The 14,333-nt window shown below is 59.3% G+C and carries 16 protein-coding genes; 4 read left to right on the forward strand and 12 right to left on the reverse strand.

The window, feature by feature from the left end; translation table 11 throughout:
• Position 1: 1 nt before the first annotated feature.
• The 11 genes from ACOTXC_RS14705 to ACOTXC_RS14755 form a co-directional block, all read right to left on the reverse strand.
• Positions 2-1,693: a glycosyltransferase family 2 protein gene (locus tag ACOTXC_RS14705; RefSeq protein WP_038416876.1), complete on the reverse strand. Its 1,692-nt coding sequence runs from the start codon at positions 1,691-1,693 to the stop codon at positions 2-4.
• Positions 1,684-2,034, reverse strand: a complete 351-nt coding sequence (locus ACOTXC_RS14710; protein ID WP_022649683.1) for a (3R)-hydroxymyristoyl-ACP dehydratase — start codon at positions 2,032-2,034, stop codon at positions 1,684-1,686. Before ACOTXC_RS14710 ends, ACOTXC_RS14705 begins: the two co-directional genes overlap by 10 nt.
• The gene (locus ACOTXC_RS14715) at positions 2,021-3,367 is read right to left on the reverse strand and encodes an AMP-binding protein (RefSeq protein WP_023307139.1); all 1,347 of its coding nucleotides are present in this window, start codon (positions 3,365-3,367) and stop codon (positions 2,021-2,023) included. The genes ACOTXC_RS14710 and ACOTXC_RS14715 overlap by 14 nt, the downstream gene beginning before the upstream one ends.
• Positions 3,360-3,959: a hypothetical protein gene (locus ACOTXC_RS14720; protein ID WP_045622193.1), complete on the reverse strand. Its 600-nt coding sequence runs from the start codon at positions 3,957-3,959 to the stop codon at positions 3,360-3,362. The genes ACOTXC_RS14715 and ACOTXC_RS14720 overlap by 8 nt, the downstream gene beginning before the upstream one ends.
• Positions 3,931-4,182: an acyl carrier protein gene (locus tag ACOTXC_RS14725; RefSeq protein WP_421767799.1), complete on the reverse strand. Its 252-nt coding sequence runs from the start codon at positions 4,180-4,182 to the stop codon at positions 3,931-3,933. The genes ACOTXC_RS14720 and ACOTXC_RS14725 overlap by 29 nt, the downstream gene beginning before the upstream one ends.
• An 11-nt stretch (positions 4,183-4,193) precedes the next feature.
• The gene (locus ACOTXC_RS14730; protein ID WP_003861263.1) at positions 4,194-4,451 is read right to left on the reverse strand and encodes a phosphopantetheine-binding protein; all 258 of its coding nucleotides are present in this window, start codon (positions 4,449-4,451) and stop codon (positions 4,194-4,196) included.
• Positions 4,432-5,247 carry a lysophospholipid acyltransferase family protein gene (locus tag ACOTXC_RS14735; RefSeq protein WP_038416873.1) on the reverse strand — a complete coding sequence of 272 codons (816 nt, stop codon included), beginning with the start codon at positions 5,245-5,247 and terminating at the stop codon, positions 4,432-4,434. The genes ACOTXC_RS14730 and ACOTXC_RS14735 overlap by 20 nt, the downstream gene beginning before the upstream one ends.
• Positions 5,244-5,966: a beta-ketoacyl synthase chain length factor gene (locus ACOTXC_RS14740; protein WP_023307137.1), complete on the reverse strand. Its 723-nt coding sequence runs from the start codon at positions 5,964-5,966 to the stop codon at positions 5,244-5,246. The genes ACOTXC_RS14735 and ACOTXC_RS14740 overlap by 4 nt, the downstream gene beginning before the upstream one ends.
• A 125-nt stretch (positions 5,967-6,091) precedes the next feature.
• Entirely contained in the window at positions 6,092-7,141 is a 1,050-nt protein-coding gene (locus ACOTXC_RS14745; protein ID WP_003861270.1) for an AI-2E family transporter, read from the reverse strand.
• 135 nt (positions 7,142-7,276) lie between these two features.
• Positions 7,277-7,834 carry a DcrB family lipoprotein gene (locus tag ACOTXC_RS14750; protein WP_022649677.1) on the reverse strand — a complete coding sequence of 186 codons (558 nt, stop codon included), beginning with the start codon at positions 7,832-7,834 and terminating at the stop codon, positions 7,277-7,279.
• A 72-nt stretch (positions 7,835-7,906) separates the two neighbouring features.
• Positions 7,907-8,572, reverse strand: a complete 666-nt coding sequence (locus tag ACOTXC_RS14755; RefSeq protein ID WP_045622192.1) for a 7-cyano-7-deazaguanine/7-aminomethyl-7-deazaguanine transporter — start codon at positions 8,570-8,572, stop codon at positions 7,907-7,909.
• Positions 8,573-8,741: 169 nt separating this feature from the next.
• Between ACOTXC_RS14755 and tusA the strand changes: the two genes are divergently transcribed.
• The 4 genes from tusA (at position 8,742) to ACOTXC_RS14775 (ending at position 12,009) form a co-directional block, all read left to right on the forward strand.
• On the forward strand, positions 8,742-8,984 hold the full coding sequence (gene tusA, locus ACOTXC_RS14760; RefSeq protein ID WP_000130627.1) for a sulfurtransferase TusA: 243 nt from the start codon (positions 8,742-8,744) through the stop codon (positions 8,982-8,984).
• Positions 8,985-9,218: 234 nt separating this feature from the next.
• Complete coding sequence (locus tag ACOTXC_RS14765; protein WP_022649675.1) at positions 9,219-10,190, forward strand: TRAP transporter substrate-binding protein; 972 nt, start codon at positions 9,219-9,221, stop codon at positions 10,188-10,190.
• Between the two features lie 12 nt (positions 10,191-10,202).
• On the forward strand, positions 10,203-10,712 hold the full coding sequence (locus ACOTXC_RS14770; protein WP_063929365.1) for a TRAP transporter small permease: 510 nt from the start codon (positions 10,203-10,205) through the stop codon (positions 10,710-10,712).
• 10 nt (positions 10,713-10,722) lie between these two features.
• The gene (locus ACOTXC_RS14775) at positions 10,723-12,009 is read left to right on the forward strand and encodes a TRAP transporter large permease (RefSeq protein ID WP_022649674.1); all 1,287 of its coding nucleotides are present in this window, start codon (positions 10,723-10,725) and stop codon (positions 12,007-12,009) included.
• An 89-nt stretch (positions 12,010-12,098) separates the two neighbouring features.
• Here ACOTXC_RS14775 and zntA read toward each other — a convergent pair whose 3' ends face one another.
• Positions 12,099-14,270, reverse strand: a complete 2,172-nt coding sequence (zntA, locus tag ACOTXC_RS14780; protein WP_421767800.1) for a Zn(II)/Cd(II)/Pb(II) translocating P-type ATPase ZntA — start codon at positions 14,268-14,270, stop codon at positions 12,099-12,101.
• Positions 14,271-14,333 lie beyond the last annotated feature (63 nt).

Raw genomic sequence — 14,333 nt, forward strand, 5'->3', positions numbered from 1 at the left:
TTTACTCCTTCTCGTTGACCTCTGGCAGCTGCCAGAAATCGAAAAAATTAAACCAGTCGAGCGGCGACAAGAGCGCGTAATGCTCCAGCCGCTGCGCATAGCGATCGACGGTCTGCTGTAGCGCCTGCTGGCGTTCGCCGCGCGGCAGCAGCAGCGGGTCGGCAAACGGCTCGCAGTGCAGGGTCAGCTTTCCCTGCTGGCAGAGGGCAAAAATCAGCACCACCGGGCAGCGCAATAGGGACGCCAGAATAAACGGCCCCTGCGGGAACGGCGCGGGCTGGCCCATAAATTCGCTCCATATCACCCGCCAGCTGCCGCCGCGCTGCGGGGTGACGGCGATGCGATCGCCCACGATCGCCACCCATTCGCCGCGATCCAGCTTCTCTTTAATGAGGATGGCGGTCTCCGGGCCAATGTCGGTGACCGGCATCAGGTGAATGCCCGCCTGCGGCGCCATCTCCTCCATCACCTGTTTAAAACGCTGAGCATTGTCGCTAAAGACCAGCGCGTTGATGGTTTTCGCCCCTTCGCGCTGGGCCAGCGCCCGGCAGGCTTCCACATCGCCAAGATGCGACGCGAGCAGCAGTTTGCCCTGAGGATCGTCAAGACCCAGCGCCTCCTGCGCGCCTGGCGCAAAGACCAGATCGCGATGAAGCTTCATTTCGCCGCGCCAGCTGGCCACTTTGTTCAGCATGGCATGACCGAAGCGCAGGAAGTGGGAAAAACTGTTAAGCCGTGCGGGTTGCGGCATTTGCCGCTGTGCCATCACCGTTTTAACCCGCGTCAGCCACTGCTGCGACGCCTGACGCGCAGCGCGGGCGGTCAGCCAGTAGACGGCCGTAACCGGCCACAGCAGGATGGTAAACGCCTTTCGCCCCAGCAACTGCCAGACGCGCAGCATCAGGCGCATGCCCCATAATCCTTTCACCTCCTGCTGCTGCGCCCAGTGCTGCGAGCGGCGACGCATCAGCAGGGAAGGAATGCGCGGCAGCATGCCGAGAAACAGACGGGTATGCATCAACGAGATGCGCACGTTGTCTTTCAGGGCATCGAAATGGGATACCCCGTCCGGCGGATAGGTCACGCGGGTGGGCAGAAAATAGCTGGTGTTGCCCTGCCAGTAGAGGCGCACCATCACTTCAGTATCAAAATCCATCCGCCTGCCAAGCGGCGTGCCCGCCGCCAGGCGCATTACCGGCGCTATCGGGTAAACGCGAAACCCGCACATGCTGTCTTTTAGTTGCAGGGAGAGGGTTTCAATCCAGACCCAGACGTGTGTTATCCAGCGCCCGTACAGGCGCGAACGGGGGATCGAGTCATCATAAACGGGCTGACCGGAAATGAGCGCATCGGGATGGCGTTCGGCCAGCGCCAGCAGTTTGGGGATGTCTTCAATAGCGTGCTGGCCGTCAGCGTCCACCTGAACGGCGTGGGTGAAGCCGCGATCGGCACAGGCTTTCAGCCCCTGCATCACCGCCGCGCCTTTGCCGCTGTTTTCGGCGAGGCGCAGCAGCGTGACCTGCGGACGATCCGCCGCCAGCGCTTCAAGCGTGCGGCGCGTGGTTTCATCACTGCCGTCGTCCACCACCAGACAGGGCAGATCGAAAGGCGCCAGGCGCGCCAGCACCGAAGCCATCATCGCCCCGTGGTTGTAGCACGGGATCAGCACGCAGGGACGGAAGGTTACTGACATAAGCGAATCTTCCCGCTGCTGGCGGTGTGACGCTCGTTACCCGCATGGCGCTGGTAGCTAAAGGTCAGCATCTGGCGTTCGGGCTGCCAGGCAAGGAGCAGCGTGACCGTGTTCTCCGGTAACAGCGGGGCGGCGAACTTTACGTTCTGAATACTGTGAAAACGGTAGCCCGGCGCCAGCGCGGCGGCGTAATGCATCACCCGGTCGAGCTGGGCTACGCCCGGCAGCAGCGGCTGTACGGCGAAATGTCCCTTAAACCAGAGCAGGTCAGGATCAAGATAAAGGGTTATCTCCAGATACCCGGGGCCAGGCTCGCGGCGTTCGATTTCAGGGATTTTCATGAAACAACTCCTGTAGCTGCGCAGTTACGCGCTTGTTCATGCTGTTGACCGGAATTTCATCAACGATCCGCCAGTAGCGCGGCACGGCAACCGGTTCAAGCCAGGGGCGAAGGGCGCGACGCCAGGCGAGCTCCTGCGCTTTTTTGCTCTGTTCGTGTTGCTGACGCACCGCTTCATTCAGCACCAGCAATACGCCAATACCCTGGCGCCCGCCGCGCGTCACCGTCAGCGCGGCGGCTTCGCGGATGCCGTCCAGCGCCAGCAGGCGGCGCTCAATGTCATCGAGCGAAATGCGCTTATCTTCAATTTTGACCACCCGACCGCGGCGCCCGACGAGGCTGAACTGCCCGTCAGCCGTGAAGTGCAGGATATCATCCAGCAGGACCCCCTCCGCCTCGGGGATCAGCGGCGACGTCACGCGATCGCCGTGAAACGTCACGCCGGGGAAAGGCTGCCAGCGGATGCTTTCCTCCTGACGGTAGCGCCAGGCCATTACGCCTGTTTCCGTGCTGCCGTATATTTCATCCGGCCAGACGTTGAGCCAGGCCTGAACCGCGGCGACCTCCTGCCAGGGCAGCGCGCCGCCAGCGGAGAAGAGCAGGTTGACGGGGGGCGGCGTCAGCGACGCGTCCAGCCGCTTGAGAAACGCCGGACTGCTGATGAAAAGATAGCGTTTATTGTCGGGAAGGGCAGAGAGCTGCTCGGCATAGTTGAGCAGGCTGGCGTGCAGCGGCAGGCCGAGCGCCATGGGTAAGACGACACGAAACGTCAGGCCATACAGGTGGTGCAGCACCACGGAAGCGACGACGTGACAGCCTGCCAGACGATCGCCAAAATGTTCCGCCAGCAGACGAGCCTCACGATCCAGGCTGACCACCGGCTTACTCACCCGCTGCGGCGTGCCGGTCGAGCCGGAGGTGTAAAGCTCGATCGTGCGCATCTCATCGATGGCAGGCAGCGGTGAAAAGGGATGGCCTGCCCGCTGAGCGGAAGCAACCCGCAGCTGTCGCCCCTGAAAATCGAGCGTGGTGTCGCTCAGGACGCCGCTGAACAGCGCCCGCTGTTCGTTAAGCTGTGCCGCCCGGCTGTGCCCGGGGAGGACCGGCGTTTTACCCGCATGCAGCGTCGCCAGCAGCGCGACAATAAACAGATAGCCGTTTTCGATGCACAGCGCCCAGCGCTCGCCTTCTTCATCACGCAGCGTGTCGACCAACTGAGTGACGTCGTGGCGCAGATCGCCAAGCGTCCAGAGATGGTTGTCCTGCCAGGCGACAGGGGTGTCGTCAGGGCGGGGCGCACTGAGCCACTGGCTAAGCGGGAGAGGGTTAAGCATCGTTTTTCATCACCCGTTGTCGCACCAGCCACTCGCCGGCCATCAGCGTGCCCATCAGGAGATAGGCTATCATTCCGTTCCACAGCGTCCACAGACGGATATCGGCGTGTAATACGGTAAACAGCGCGATCGCCCCGTTAATAATAAAAAAGCCGCACCAGACCTGGGTAACCCGGCGCGTGTAACGTACCCCGACGGGGGAGAGGTCCGGTTCACGCAGGCGCGCCAGCCGTTCAACGACAGGCATTGCCGTCCACAGCGAACCACCAAACACCACCAGCATCACCAGATTCACCACCACCGGATAAAACAGCACCCACTGGTGCGCGTGCAGGACGTAGCTCGCCGCGCAAAGCGCTATGCCAGCCAGCGCCACGCTCACGAAAAGATAACGCAGGGGACCGCCCTGCCGACGGGCCTGGCAGACGCGTAACAGCAGCACCAGCGCCATCACGGGCAGTATCCCGTGCAGGCTATTATTCGCCAGCCCGAAGCCGATCAAAAACGGCCATGCCAGCAGCATCAGCCCCGTCAGGGCGGGAAGAACTGGAATCGAACGCACGTTACGCGTCGCGCTGAAGCTGTTCCACAACGTCCACGACGTCCTGCACCGTGCGCACCGCTTTGAAGGTTTCGGGATTGATTTTATGGCCCGTCTTCTTTTGCAGGTGCACTACCATATCGACGGCATCAATGCTGTCGAGATCCAGATCCTCGTAAAGCCGTGCCTCAGGGGTAATATCCTCCGGAGCGACTTCAAACAGCGTAATAAGAAGCGCAGAGACTTCCTGATAAATCGTTTGTTGTTCTGTCATAGCGGTCATTCTCAGGCGCGTTGTTGATGAATAAAAGCCGCGAGCGTGGCAACGGAATAGAAGTGCTGACGCATCTCGTCACTTTCGGCAGAAAGCACTACGCCGTACTGATTTTTTACCGCCAGCCCCAGCTCAAGGGCGTCGATTGAGTCCAGACCGAGGCCGTCGCCAAAGAGCGCGGCGTCTGTATCAATATCCTCTGGGGTAAGTTCTTCCAGATTCAGCGTAGAGATAATGAGATTCTTAATTTCAAGATAGAGCGCTTGCATCTTTCGTTCCTGACAAAGATTGAAGACCGGTTGTTAACTGATGCTGCATATGCCGGTTTAACTGCCTTGCTGCCAGCGCCGGTTCGTGCTGACTCGCATCATAAAAATCATGAATGTTGATGCGTTCGCGAACATCCACGGTGAAAACAGGTTTGTTGGGGGGCACGTTATACCAGTTGCTCTGTTTATCCAGCATCCGTTCGCTACAGTGGATCACCACCACGCGCACGGCGCTGTTGCAGCGAACGGCGATATTCGCCGCCCCACGTTGCAGGGTCATGGCTTCTCCCACCCGGGTGCGGGTGCCTTCAGGGAAGATAAGCAGGGTGTCGCCCTGGGCCAGACGCTGCTGGCTTGCGGCAAGCAGCGTGTCGGCTTCGCTGTTAATCAGATAGTCCGCCGCGCGGATCACGCCGCTGACGAACGGGTTACGCAGCAACGCGCTTTTCACCAGACAGTCAGTTTCGTTCATCACCGACGCCAGCAGAACGTAGTCCAGCAGCGAGGGATGGTTCGCAATCACCAGACAGCCCCGCTCGGCGCGCAAAACGTCCAGGTTGTTGAAACGGTAATCCAGTACCCCTACACCGCGTACCACCGCGAGGAACAGGCGGAAACTGGCAGAAATAGTGCGGCGTGCCAGGCGGCGACGTTGGGTGCGGTCACGCTGGAAAATCAGCAGCAGGTTAAACCACACCAGCGACAGCGTCAGCCCGCCGAGGCCGAACAGGGCGAAGCACAATCCGGTCATCAGCATGCGCCATACCCGATCGAGGCGGGAACGTAACCCTCTCATTGGCGCGTCCATTGCCACAGCAGGCGCTCGCCCGGCAGGGTAAACTGGCGCTCGTCCCGCAGGTAATGGCGCAGGAACTGCAGGCTTTGCGGCAGCGCGGGCTCTTCAGGCCTGCGGTTGGCGTGCGTTTCACAGCTGAGCGTATTTCCGGCCTCAATTACCAGCGCCAGCGCGTAGGGCCAGACGGGCATCTGCGGCGGCAGCCCGGCGTGATAAAACTCTGGCAGCAGACCGTCGAAATCTACCAGCAACACGCGTGAGTAGCCCGCATGCAGCAGGCTCAGCACCTCGCATAAGCTCTGCTGGAAGGTATCCATACCGGCGGAAACCGACGAAGAGACAACAGGCTGACGCGCGGCGATAGTGAGATTGCCGACCGCCGAGTTGTGTACCGACATGGCAAAATCGGTGGGGGAAACGGGCTGATCTGCCGCCAGGGCCTGGAGAATACGAAAATTGCGTTCCAGCTCCCCGTGACGGCTGCTGTAGACGACGGCGTCGATGCGGTGTTTGCGCAGCATCATCAGGCCAAGATCGACGGCCAGCTTGCTGCCTGAATTCAGGCGGCGGGCGGTCATCATCGGCAGATCGGTCAGTTTCGCCAGCGGTGCATCAGGATCGATGGCGTCAGACCGGCGTGACCATGCCTGCCATTCGTCGGCATCGCTGAGTCCTGGCGCTCTTGCCTGCCAGTCGATAAGGGTAAGTGTAAATTTCATCTACGCGCGTCCGCGATAAACCTGTTTCTGTGACTTTTTCTTCGCCAGCGCGATTTGCTGCGCACATCGTACAATGTTGTCGTCGCGCTGGCGAATAAACGTCACTTTTAACCCTTTCCACCCGGTTATCCCGGCAAACGGCTTTTTGGCCGACCCGGACCCAGCAGGATGGCGAGTTTACTGCCTCCTTTCGTGGTTTCCATCCAGATTTTACAGACGCTGGTGAGCGGCACGGAGAGCAACATGCCCACCGGTCCCAGCAGCCATCCCCAGATCAGTAACGATAAAAACACCACCATCGTCGACATGCCCAGACGGTGACCCATCATGCGCGGTTCGAGAATATTGCCCAGCACCATATGCACGACGAGGAACAGCGCCCCTACCAGCATGCACTCATAAAAACCGTTAAACAGGAACGCCTGGATCATCGGCGGAACGGCAGAAAGCACCGCGCCGATATTGGGCACGTAGTTCAGTAAAAACGCCAGAACGCCCCACATCAACGCGAACTGCACGTCCAGCAGCACCAGCCCCAGCCAGACGATCACGCCGGTCCACAGGCTTAACAGCGTTTTCAGCGCCAGATATTTGGACACACCCTTCAGCGCGCGATGCAAGCCGGCAATGTGGATCTGCGGATTGTTCAGGGCAAAACGCAGCTTATACGGCACGTGGCGCACTTCGAACAGCATAAACACCACCGTCATCACCAGCAGCAGAATGCTGGCCATTGCCCCGGAAAGCCCGGTCATCAACGTGGTGGCGTAGGTCATCACCTTCTCGGAATCCATCCGGCGCAGCATCCGTTCCGGTGAGATATGCAGATTCACGAACGGCAACATGCGCTGGAGATCGACCAGCTTGCGCGTCAGCTCTTTATTGTACTGCGGCAGCATGGTGGAAAATTCGCTCAGCGAGGCGGCGAGCACGCCGAACAGCGCCGTCAGGACAACCAGCATCACCATCACCACAATGGTAATCGCGACCGGGCGGCTGATGCCCCGGCGTAAAAACCACGTCACCAGCGGGTTGAGGACGATGGCGAAAAACAGCGCCAGCAGAAGCTGAACAATGATATCCGCCGCCGCATGGATACCCGCAAGGATAACCACCAGGCAGGCGAGTTTTAATAAAATATGAAGTCCGGCTTTGTCGGGCGGGCTGGCAGTCATAAGAATTCCTTTTTCCGGGGGGCTTGCTAATTGTAGTGCGCCGGATTCGCTTCGTCTGGAGCGTTAGTCTTAAAGTCATGGAAAAAAAATGGCCCCCGGCGCAAGCGACGGAGGCCACGTCATCCTGGTGAACGATTACTGGATCACGAGGGTGTTAATGATGTTTTCAGCGGTTGCCTGCGCTTTTTGCTGATTATCTGCAGGCAGAGTGATCTGCATGGTCAGCAGTTTATTATCTACCTTGCCGAGAACCACGGAGGAGTAAGCGGTCTGGCCTTTGGCGGAGATGATGCTGTCCAGCTGTTGCAGCGTGTGGCCTTTCAGCTCGATAGACTTATTGGTCACCACCTGAAGCTGCGGGTCGCGGCTGCGCTGCTGATCTTCCAGACGTTTGGACAGCACACCCAGATCTTCGCTGGTATCGTCACCGACAATCACAATGACTGCTTTTTGCCCGGTGGCATCGGAATAGACGTGCATGTTGTTCGCCTGGGTGCCCAGCTTACCGCTCTGATCGGTCATGTCCGCGGGCAGAGAGAAACTGAGTTTGCCATCCATCAGGCTCACCGGCTGACCGGTGGCGTTGCTTTCTGCTGACGCGCCCTGAGCAGGCGTTTTGGTGTCGCTGTTATCACAGGCTGCAAGGCCAACAACCAGCAGGCCAATCCCGACATATTTAACCAGATTGCGCATTGACTTCTTCCTTTCGATAAACGGCCATAGCGGCTCATTCGTTCATCTTATCACAACTGATAAAGCGAACCCTTAACCTGCCTGCAATGCGGACATTTCAGATTTATCTGCCAGTCTTTTCAGCAGCATATTCAACAGCACGCCGTACATCGGCAGGAAGAAGACCAGGCTGATAAGCACCTTAAAGGCGTAGTCCACCAGAGCGATTTCCATCCAGTGTTCTGCCATGAAGGCGTCCGGGCTGCGCCAGAAGGCAATGAAGAAGAAGGCCAGCGTATCGCTCACGTTACCGAACAGCGTGGAAGCCGTTGGTGCCATCCACCAGCGATGGTTCTGACGCAGGCGGTTAAACACGTGGACATCAAGGATCTGCCCCAGGGCATAGGCCATAAAGCTGGCGGCGGCAATACGCGCGACGAACAGGTTGAAGTGCGTCAGCGCTTCGAAGCCCTGCCAGCTGCCCATGTAAAACAGCGAGGAGATGGCGTAGGAGACAAACAGTGCCGGGATCATCACCGCAAAAATAATCCGCCGCGCCAGCGGTGCGCCAAAAATACGCACGGTTAAATCCGTCGCAAGGAAAATAAACGGGAAACTGAACGCGCCCCAGGTGGTATGGAAACCAAAAATGGAGATGGGGAGCTGTACCAGATAGTTACTGGAGATGATCACCAGCAGATGAAATAGCGAAAGCCAGAACAACGCCTTGACGCGTTGCGATTGTGTAAAGGAGTTCATATTGTACCTTTTTGATTAATATTTGGGGTGAGGGAACCCAATAAAGCCGCCGCATGATACTGCTTTGACGACACTTTGCAATGGCTAATTTTCACGCAATCGTTAACCTGGTTTGCATTGGCGATAGCGGGGCGTAAACTACAGCCGTTTTTACCTGAACGAGAAGAACATGACCGACCTGTTTTCCAGCCCAGACCACACGCTTGATGCTCAGGGCCTCCGTTGCCCGGAGCCGGTAATGATGGTGCGTAAGACCGTCCGTAACATGCAGAGCGGCGAAACGCTGCTGATCGTCGCCGATGACCCGGCCACTACCCGCGATATTCCCGGTTTTTGTACCTTTATGGAACATGAACTGGTAGCGCAGCAAACCGAGACCTTGCCGTACCGGTATTTGATTCGTAAGGGGTAAGTGCGGCCTGATGCCCGGCGGCGCTTCGCTTGCACGGGCCTACGGGTGTAGTAGGTCGGGTAAGGCGCAGCCGCCACCCGACAAGCACCCATCACAATTTCGAACCATCGTTTCAAAATTTCGCGCTTTTTGTGAGGCGCTTCACCCTCCTTTTTCCAGCCGTAGTCTAATTTTTAAACGTCAAAAACTAAAACATCGTTTTAACGCTTATTTCACTACCCTGGAGTTGACTCAATGAAAACGACCCTCAAGCCGTTACTGGCTGCTCTGTGCCTGTCTGCTTTTGCCTGCACCGTTTCTGCCCAGACCATCAAAGCCGCCGATGTGCATCCTGAAGGCTACCCGAACGTGGTGGCGGTTCAGCAGATGGGTGAAAAACTCAAACAACAAACCGATGGCAAGCTGGAGATTAAGGTCTTCCCCGGCGGCGTGCTGGGGGATGAAAAGCAGATGATTGAGCAGGCGCAGATGGGGGCGATAGACATGATCCGCGTCTCTATGGCGCCGGTTGCCGCCATCCTGCCGGATATCGAAGTGTTTACGCTGCCCTACGTATTCCGCGATGAAGACCACATGCACAAGGTGATCGACGGGGATATCGGCAAGCAGATTGGCGACAAGCTGACCGCCAACCCGAAATCGCGCCTGGTCTTCCTCGGCTGGATGGATTCCGGCACCCGCAACCTGATCACCAAAGAGCCAATCGTTAAACCGGAAGACCTGAAAGGGAAGAAGATCCGCGTTCAGGGTAGCCCGGTGGCGCTGGCCACGCTGAAAGCGATGGGGGCGAACTCGGTGGCGATGGGCGTCAGCGAGGTTTACAGCGGCATGCAGACCGGGGTGATCGATGGCGCGGAGAACAACCCGCCAACCTTTATCGCCCACAACTACATGCCGATCGCCAAAAACTACACGCTGAGCGGCCACTTTATCACTCCGGAAATGCTGCTCTACTCCAAAGTGAAATGGGACAAACTGAGCGCTGACGAACAGCAAAAGATCCTGACGCTGGCCCGCGAAGCGCAGTTCGAGCAGCGCAAGCTGTGGAATGCGTATAACGACCAGGCGCTGGCAAAAATGAAGGCTGGCGGCGTGAAGTTCCACGATATCGACAAAACGGTGTTCATCAAAGCCACTGAGCCGGTGCGCGCGCAGTATGGCGACAAGCATCAGGATCTGATGAAAGCCATCGCTGACGTTCAGTAATCCGGAGTACGTATGTCCGAACTCTACCTGAAGTGGATGGATCGTCTGTACCTGCTCGCCATGGCGGTGGCGGGTCTCTCGCTGCTGGTGATGACGATTGTCATCCCCATCGGCATCTTCTCACGCTACGTGCTCAATCGCGGCGAATCCTGGCCGGAGCCGATCGCCATTATCTGCATGGTGACGTTTACCTTTATCGGCGCGGCGGTGAGCTATCGCGCCGGGTCGCATATCGCGGTCAACATGCTCACCGACCGCCTGCCCGCGTCGCTGCAAAGAGTATGCGCGCGAGTGGTGGATCTGCTGATGCTGCTCATCTCCGGCCTGATGTGCTGGTACAGCTACTGGCTGTGCGTCGAGCTGTGGGAGCAGCCGGTGGCGGAGTTTCCGCTCCTGACCTCCGGCGAAAGCTATCTGCCGCTGCCTGTCGGGTCGGCCATTTTGATCCTGTTTGTGCTTGAACGCCTGCTGTTTGGCTCGCAGGAAAACCGTCCGGTCGTGCTGATCGGCAATCACAGTTAAGGGGTGAACAATGGATGCTTTTGTTTTGTTATTCACCCTCGCCATTTTGCTGGCGCTGGGGATGCCGGTGGCCTTCGCCGTCGGCTTAAGCGCCGTGGCGGGCGCGCTGTGGATTGACCTGCCGCTGGAGGCGCTGATGATCCAGATCACCAGCGGGGTCAATAAATTTACCCTGCTGGCAATCCCGTTCTTCATTCTTGCCGGGGCGATCATGGCGGAAGGGGGCATTGCCCGACGGCTGGTGAATTTCGCCTACGTGTTCGTCGGCTTTATCCGCGGTGGGCTGTCGCTGGTGAACATTGTCGCCTCGACGTTCTTCGGCGCGATTTCCGGCTCGTCGGTGGCGGATACGGCGTCTATCGGCAGCGTGATGATCCCGGAGATGGAGAAGAAGGGTTATCCGCGCGAATACGCGGCGGCGGTGACGGCCAGCGGGTCGGTGCAGGCGATTCTGATCCCGCCCAGCCACAACTCGGTGATTTACTCCCTGGCGGCGGGGGGAACGGTCTCCATCGCCACGCTGTTTATCGCGGGCGTGCTGCCGGGCCTGCTGCTGGGGGTGAGCCTGATGGTGCTCTGCCTGTGCTTCGCCCGCAAGCGCGGCTACCCGAAGGGGGACAAAATCCCGTTCAGGCAGGCGCTGAAAATTATGCTCGATGCCCTGTGGGGGCTGATGACGGTGGTGATTATCCTCGGCGGGATCTTGTCCGGGATTTTTACCGCCACCGAATCTGCCGCCGTGGCCTGCCTGTGGGCGTTCTTCGTCACCATGTTTATCTACCGCGACTACAAGTGGAGCGAACTGCCGAAGCTGATGTGCCGCACGGTGAAAACCGTCACCATCGTGATGATTTTAATCGGCTTTGCCGCGGCGTTTGGGGCGGTGATGACCTACATGCAACTGCCGATGCGCATCACCGAATTCTTCACATCGCTCTCCGATAACAAGTACGTGATCCTCATGTACCTCAACATCATGCTGCTGCTGATTGGCACGCTGATGGACATGGCGCCGATCATCCTGATCCTGACGCCGGTGCTGCTGCCGGTGACCAATGCACTGGGTATCGACCCGGTGCATTTTGGGATGATCATGATGGTTAACCTGGGGATTGGGCTGATCACGCCGCCGGTCGGGTCGGTGCTGTTTGTGGCGAGTGCGGTGAGTAAGCAGAAGATCGAACACGTGGTGCGGGCGATGCTGCCGTTTTACGGTATGTTGCTGGTCGTGCTGGGGATGGTGACGTACATTCCGGCGATTTCATTGTGGTTGCCGGGGCTGTTAGGGATGCAGTGACGCGTGCGGCCTGATGCCCTCACCCCGGCCCTCTCCCGCGGGGAGAGGGGGCAAACACGAGAAACGGCAACCCGGTTGCCGTTTCACTTTTACCTTTGACGCAACAGCCGCAACGCGTTCGCCGTAACCAGCACCGTCGCCCCCGTATCCGCCAGTACCGCCAGCCACAGTCCGGTCATGCCGAGCAGCGTGGTGACCAGGAAAATCCCCTTCAGACCCAGCGCAATGGCGATGTTCTGCCGAATATTGGCGCGCGTCGCCCGCGCAAGTTCTATCATCTGCGCTAGCCCGGTCAGGCGGTTGTGCGTCAGCGCCGCATCGGCGGTCTCCAGTGCCACGTCGGTGCCGCTGCCCATCGCAATGCCGATGCTGGAAGCTTTCATTGCCGGGGCATCGTTTATTCCGTCCCCGACCATCGCCAGCGGGGCGTTGCTGTTCAGCTCGGTTACCGCGCTGACTTTATCCGCAGGCAACAATCCGGCCTTAAACTCCAGCCCCAGCTCGCCTGCAATCGCCGCCGCCGCGCGCGGATTATCGCCGGTCAGGATCACGCCCTGTACTCCCAGCCTGTGTAGCGCGTCGACGGCGTCTTTCGCATCGTCACGCAGGGTGTCGCGCAGCGCCAGCATGCCCATCGACACACCGTCCTGCATCACGGTAACGACCGTCTGCCCGGCCTGCTCCAGCGCCTCAACTTGTGGAGTAGAGCGCGCGTCCGCCGCGGCGATCAGCACTTTTTTGCCTTCGACCACAGCTTCAATCCCTGACCCGACCAGCGCTCGCTGGGCCGTTGCCGGAGGGATGTTCAGCCCGCGGCCCTTCGCTTCACGCACAATCGCCTGCGCCAGAGGGTGGGTGGAACCCTGCTCCACGGCAGCGGCCAGCGTCAGCAGGGCGTCTTCACTGATGTCCTGCGGATACACGCCGGTCACCTGCGGCCTGCCGACGGTCAGCGTGCCGGTTTTATCGAAGGCGATGTGCTGGACCTGACTCAGTTGCTCCAGCGCCGCGCCGCCCTTAATCAGCGCCCCGCGACGTGCCGCCGCCGCCAGCCCGGAGGTAATCGCCGCCGGGGTGGAGATCACCAGCGCACACGGACAGCCGATCAGCAGCAGCGTCAGCCCTTTGTAAATCCAGCCCTCCCACGGCGCGCCGAAGAACAGCGGCGGGACGACGGTGACCAGCAGCGCCACCAGCATGATGGCGGGGGTGTAAATCCGGCTGAAGCGATCGATAAAGCGTTCTACCGGCGCGCGGCGCTCCTCGGCCTCTTCAATCAGCCTGAGGATGCGGTCGATGGCGCTGTCGCCCGGTTCGGAAATGACCGTCAACTGCACCAGTCGGTCGACGCTGGTGGCGCCCGCAGGCACCTTTTCACCCGCCGCGCGCGCAACCGGGATGGATTCCCCGGTCAGGGCACTTTCGTCAAAACTTGCGGTGGCGGTAACGAGGGCCCCATCGGCTGGCAGACGTCCGCCTGCGGGCACTTCAATCACGTCACCCGGTCGCAGGGTGTTGATGGCGACCGTTTCACGCTGACCATCAATAACCCGCGTGGCGGTTTCCGGCTTTAGCGCCATCAGCGCGCTCACCCCTTTACGCGCCCGGCTCGCCGCCCAGCCCTCAAGGCGTTCGCCAATTAAGAACAGCAGCAGCACCATCGCCGCTTCCGCCGTCGCGCCAATAAACAGCGCCCCGATAGCCGCCACGCTCATCAGCGTTTCGATGGCAAACCAGCTGCCGCTTCTCATCAGACGCAGCGCCTGACGGGCAATCGGGAACAGGCCAACCAGCGTGGTGGCGATAAACGCCAGGTTGCCGAACGGGTGGTTGATCTGCTCCAGCCCCCAGCTCAGGGCCATCATCATGATGAGGGTGATAAGGGGCAGGTTTTCTTTTAGCGGGGACGTTTTTTCTGCGGGCGCCGTTTCGCTGCGCAGGGTATAACCCGCTTTGCTGACGGCGGCTTCAACCTGTCTGCTGACGTCGTTTTCGGCGCTGACCAGCAGCTTTTCGGTAGCGAACAGCACCTGAACGTGGCTCACGCCCGGCACCTGCTTCACCGCGTTTTCCACTTTGCGGGCGCAGGCCGCGCAGTCCATGCCGTTGACGACCCAGCTGTAGTGATTGCCGCTTTCAGGCAGCGTTTGAGTTTGCGTTTCGCATGCGCCCTCGCAGCAGCAGTCCTCTTTTGGCGGAACCGGGCTGAGCTTAAGTGCCGAGAATTTGGGAACTTTTTTAGGTATTTCTGGAGTCGACATGGCAGTCTCCGGTAATGATAATTTTCTCATTAACCGCAGCATACACTCTGGAGTCGACTCCAG

Origin of the sequence: Enterobacter cloacae complex sp. IR5428 (assembly GCF_049238585.1) — a bacterium.
Classification (GTDB): domain Bacteria; phylum Pseudomonadota; class Gammaproteobacteria; order Enterobacterales; family Enterobacteriaceae; genus Enterobacter; species Enterobacter intestinihominis.

Excerpts from the sequence above, each read along its gene's own strand:
- ACOTXC_RS14765 (WP_022649675.1), top strand. The coding sequence starts at position 9,219 with ATGAAAACGACCCTCAAGCCGTTACTGGCTGCTCTGTGCCTGTCTGCT.
- ACOTXC_RS14710 (WP_022649683.1), bottom strand. The coding sequence starts at position 2,034 with ATGAAAATCCCTGAAATCGAACGCCGCGAGCCTGGCCCCGGGTATCTG.
- ACOTXC_RS14740 (WP_023307137.1), bottom strand. The coding sequence starts at position 5,966 with ATGAAATTTACACTTACCCTTATCGACTGGCAGGCAAGAGCGCCAGGA.
- ACOTXC_RS14715 (WP_023307139.1), bottom strand. The coding sequence starts at position 3,367 with ATGCTTAACCCTCTCCCGCTTAGCCAGTGGCTCAGTGCGCCCCGCCCT.
- ACOTXC_RS14770 (WP_063929365.1), top strand. The coding sequence starts at position 10,203 with ATGTCCGAACTCTACCTGAAGTGGATGGATCGTCTGTACCTGCTCGCC.
- ACOTXC_RS14725 (WP_421767799.1), bottom strand. The coding sequence starts at position 4,182 with ATGACAGAACAACAAACGATTTATCAGGAAGTCTCTGCGCTTCTTATT.
- tusA (WP_000130627.1), top strand. The coding sequence starts at position 8,742 with ATGACCGACCTGTTTTCCAGCCCAGACCACACGCTTGATGCTCAGGGC.
- ACOTXC_RS14750 (WP_022649677.1), bottom strand. The coding sequence starts at position 7,834 with ATGCGCAATCTGGTTAAATATGTCGGGATTGGCCTGCTGGTTGTTGGC.
- ACOTXC_RS14745 (WP_003861270.1), bottom strand. The coding sequence starts at position 7,141 with ATGACTGCCAGCCCGCCCGACAAAGCCGGACTTCATATTTTATTAAAA.
- ACOTXC_RS14735 (WP_038416873.1), bottom strand. The coding sequence starts at position 5,247 with ATGAGAGGGTTACGTTCCCGCCTCGATCGGGTATGGCGCATGCTGATG.
- ACOTXC_RS14730 (WP_003861263.1), bottom strand. The coding sequence starts at position 4,451 with ATGCAAGCGCTCTATCTTGAAATTAAGAATCTCATTATCTCTACGCTG.
- zntA (WP_421767800.1), bottom strand. The coding sequence starts at position 14,270 with ATGTCGACTCCAGAAATACCTAAAAAAGTTCCCAAATTCTCGGCACTT.
- ACOTXC_RS14755 (WP_045622192.1), bottom strand. The coding sequence starts at position 8,572 with ATGAACTCCTTTACACAATCGCAACGCGTCAAGGCGTTGTTCTGGCTT.
- ACOTXC_RS14705 (WP_038416876.1), bottom strand. The coding sequence starts at position 1,693 with ATGTCAGTAACCTTCCGTCCCTGCGTGCTGATCCCGTGCTACAACCAC.
- ACOTXC_RS14775 (WP_022649674.1), top strand. The coding sequence starts at position 10,723 with ATGGATGCTTTTGTTTTGTTATTCACCCTCGCCATTTTGCTGGCGCTG.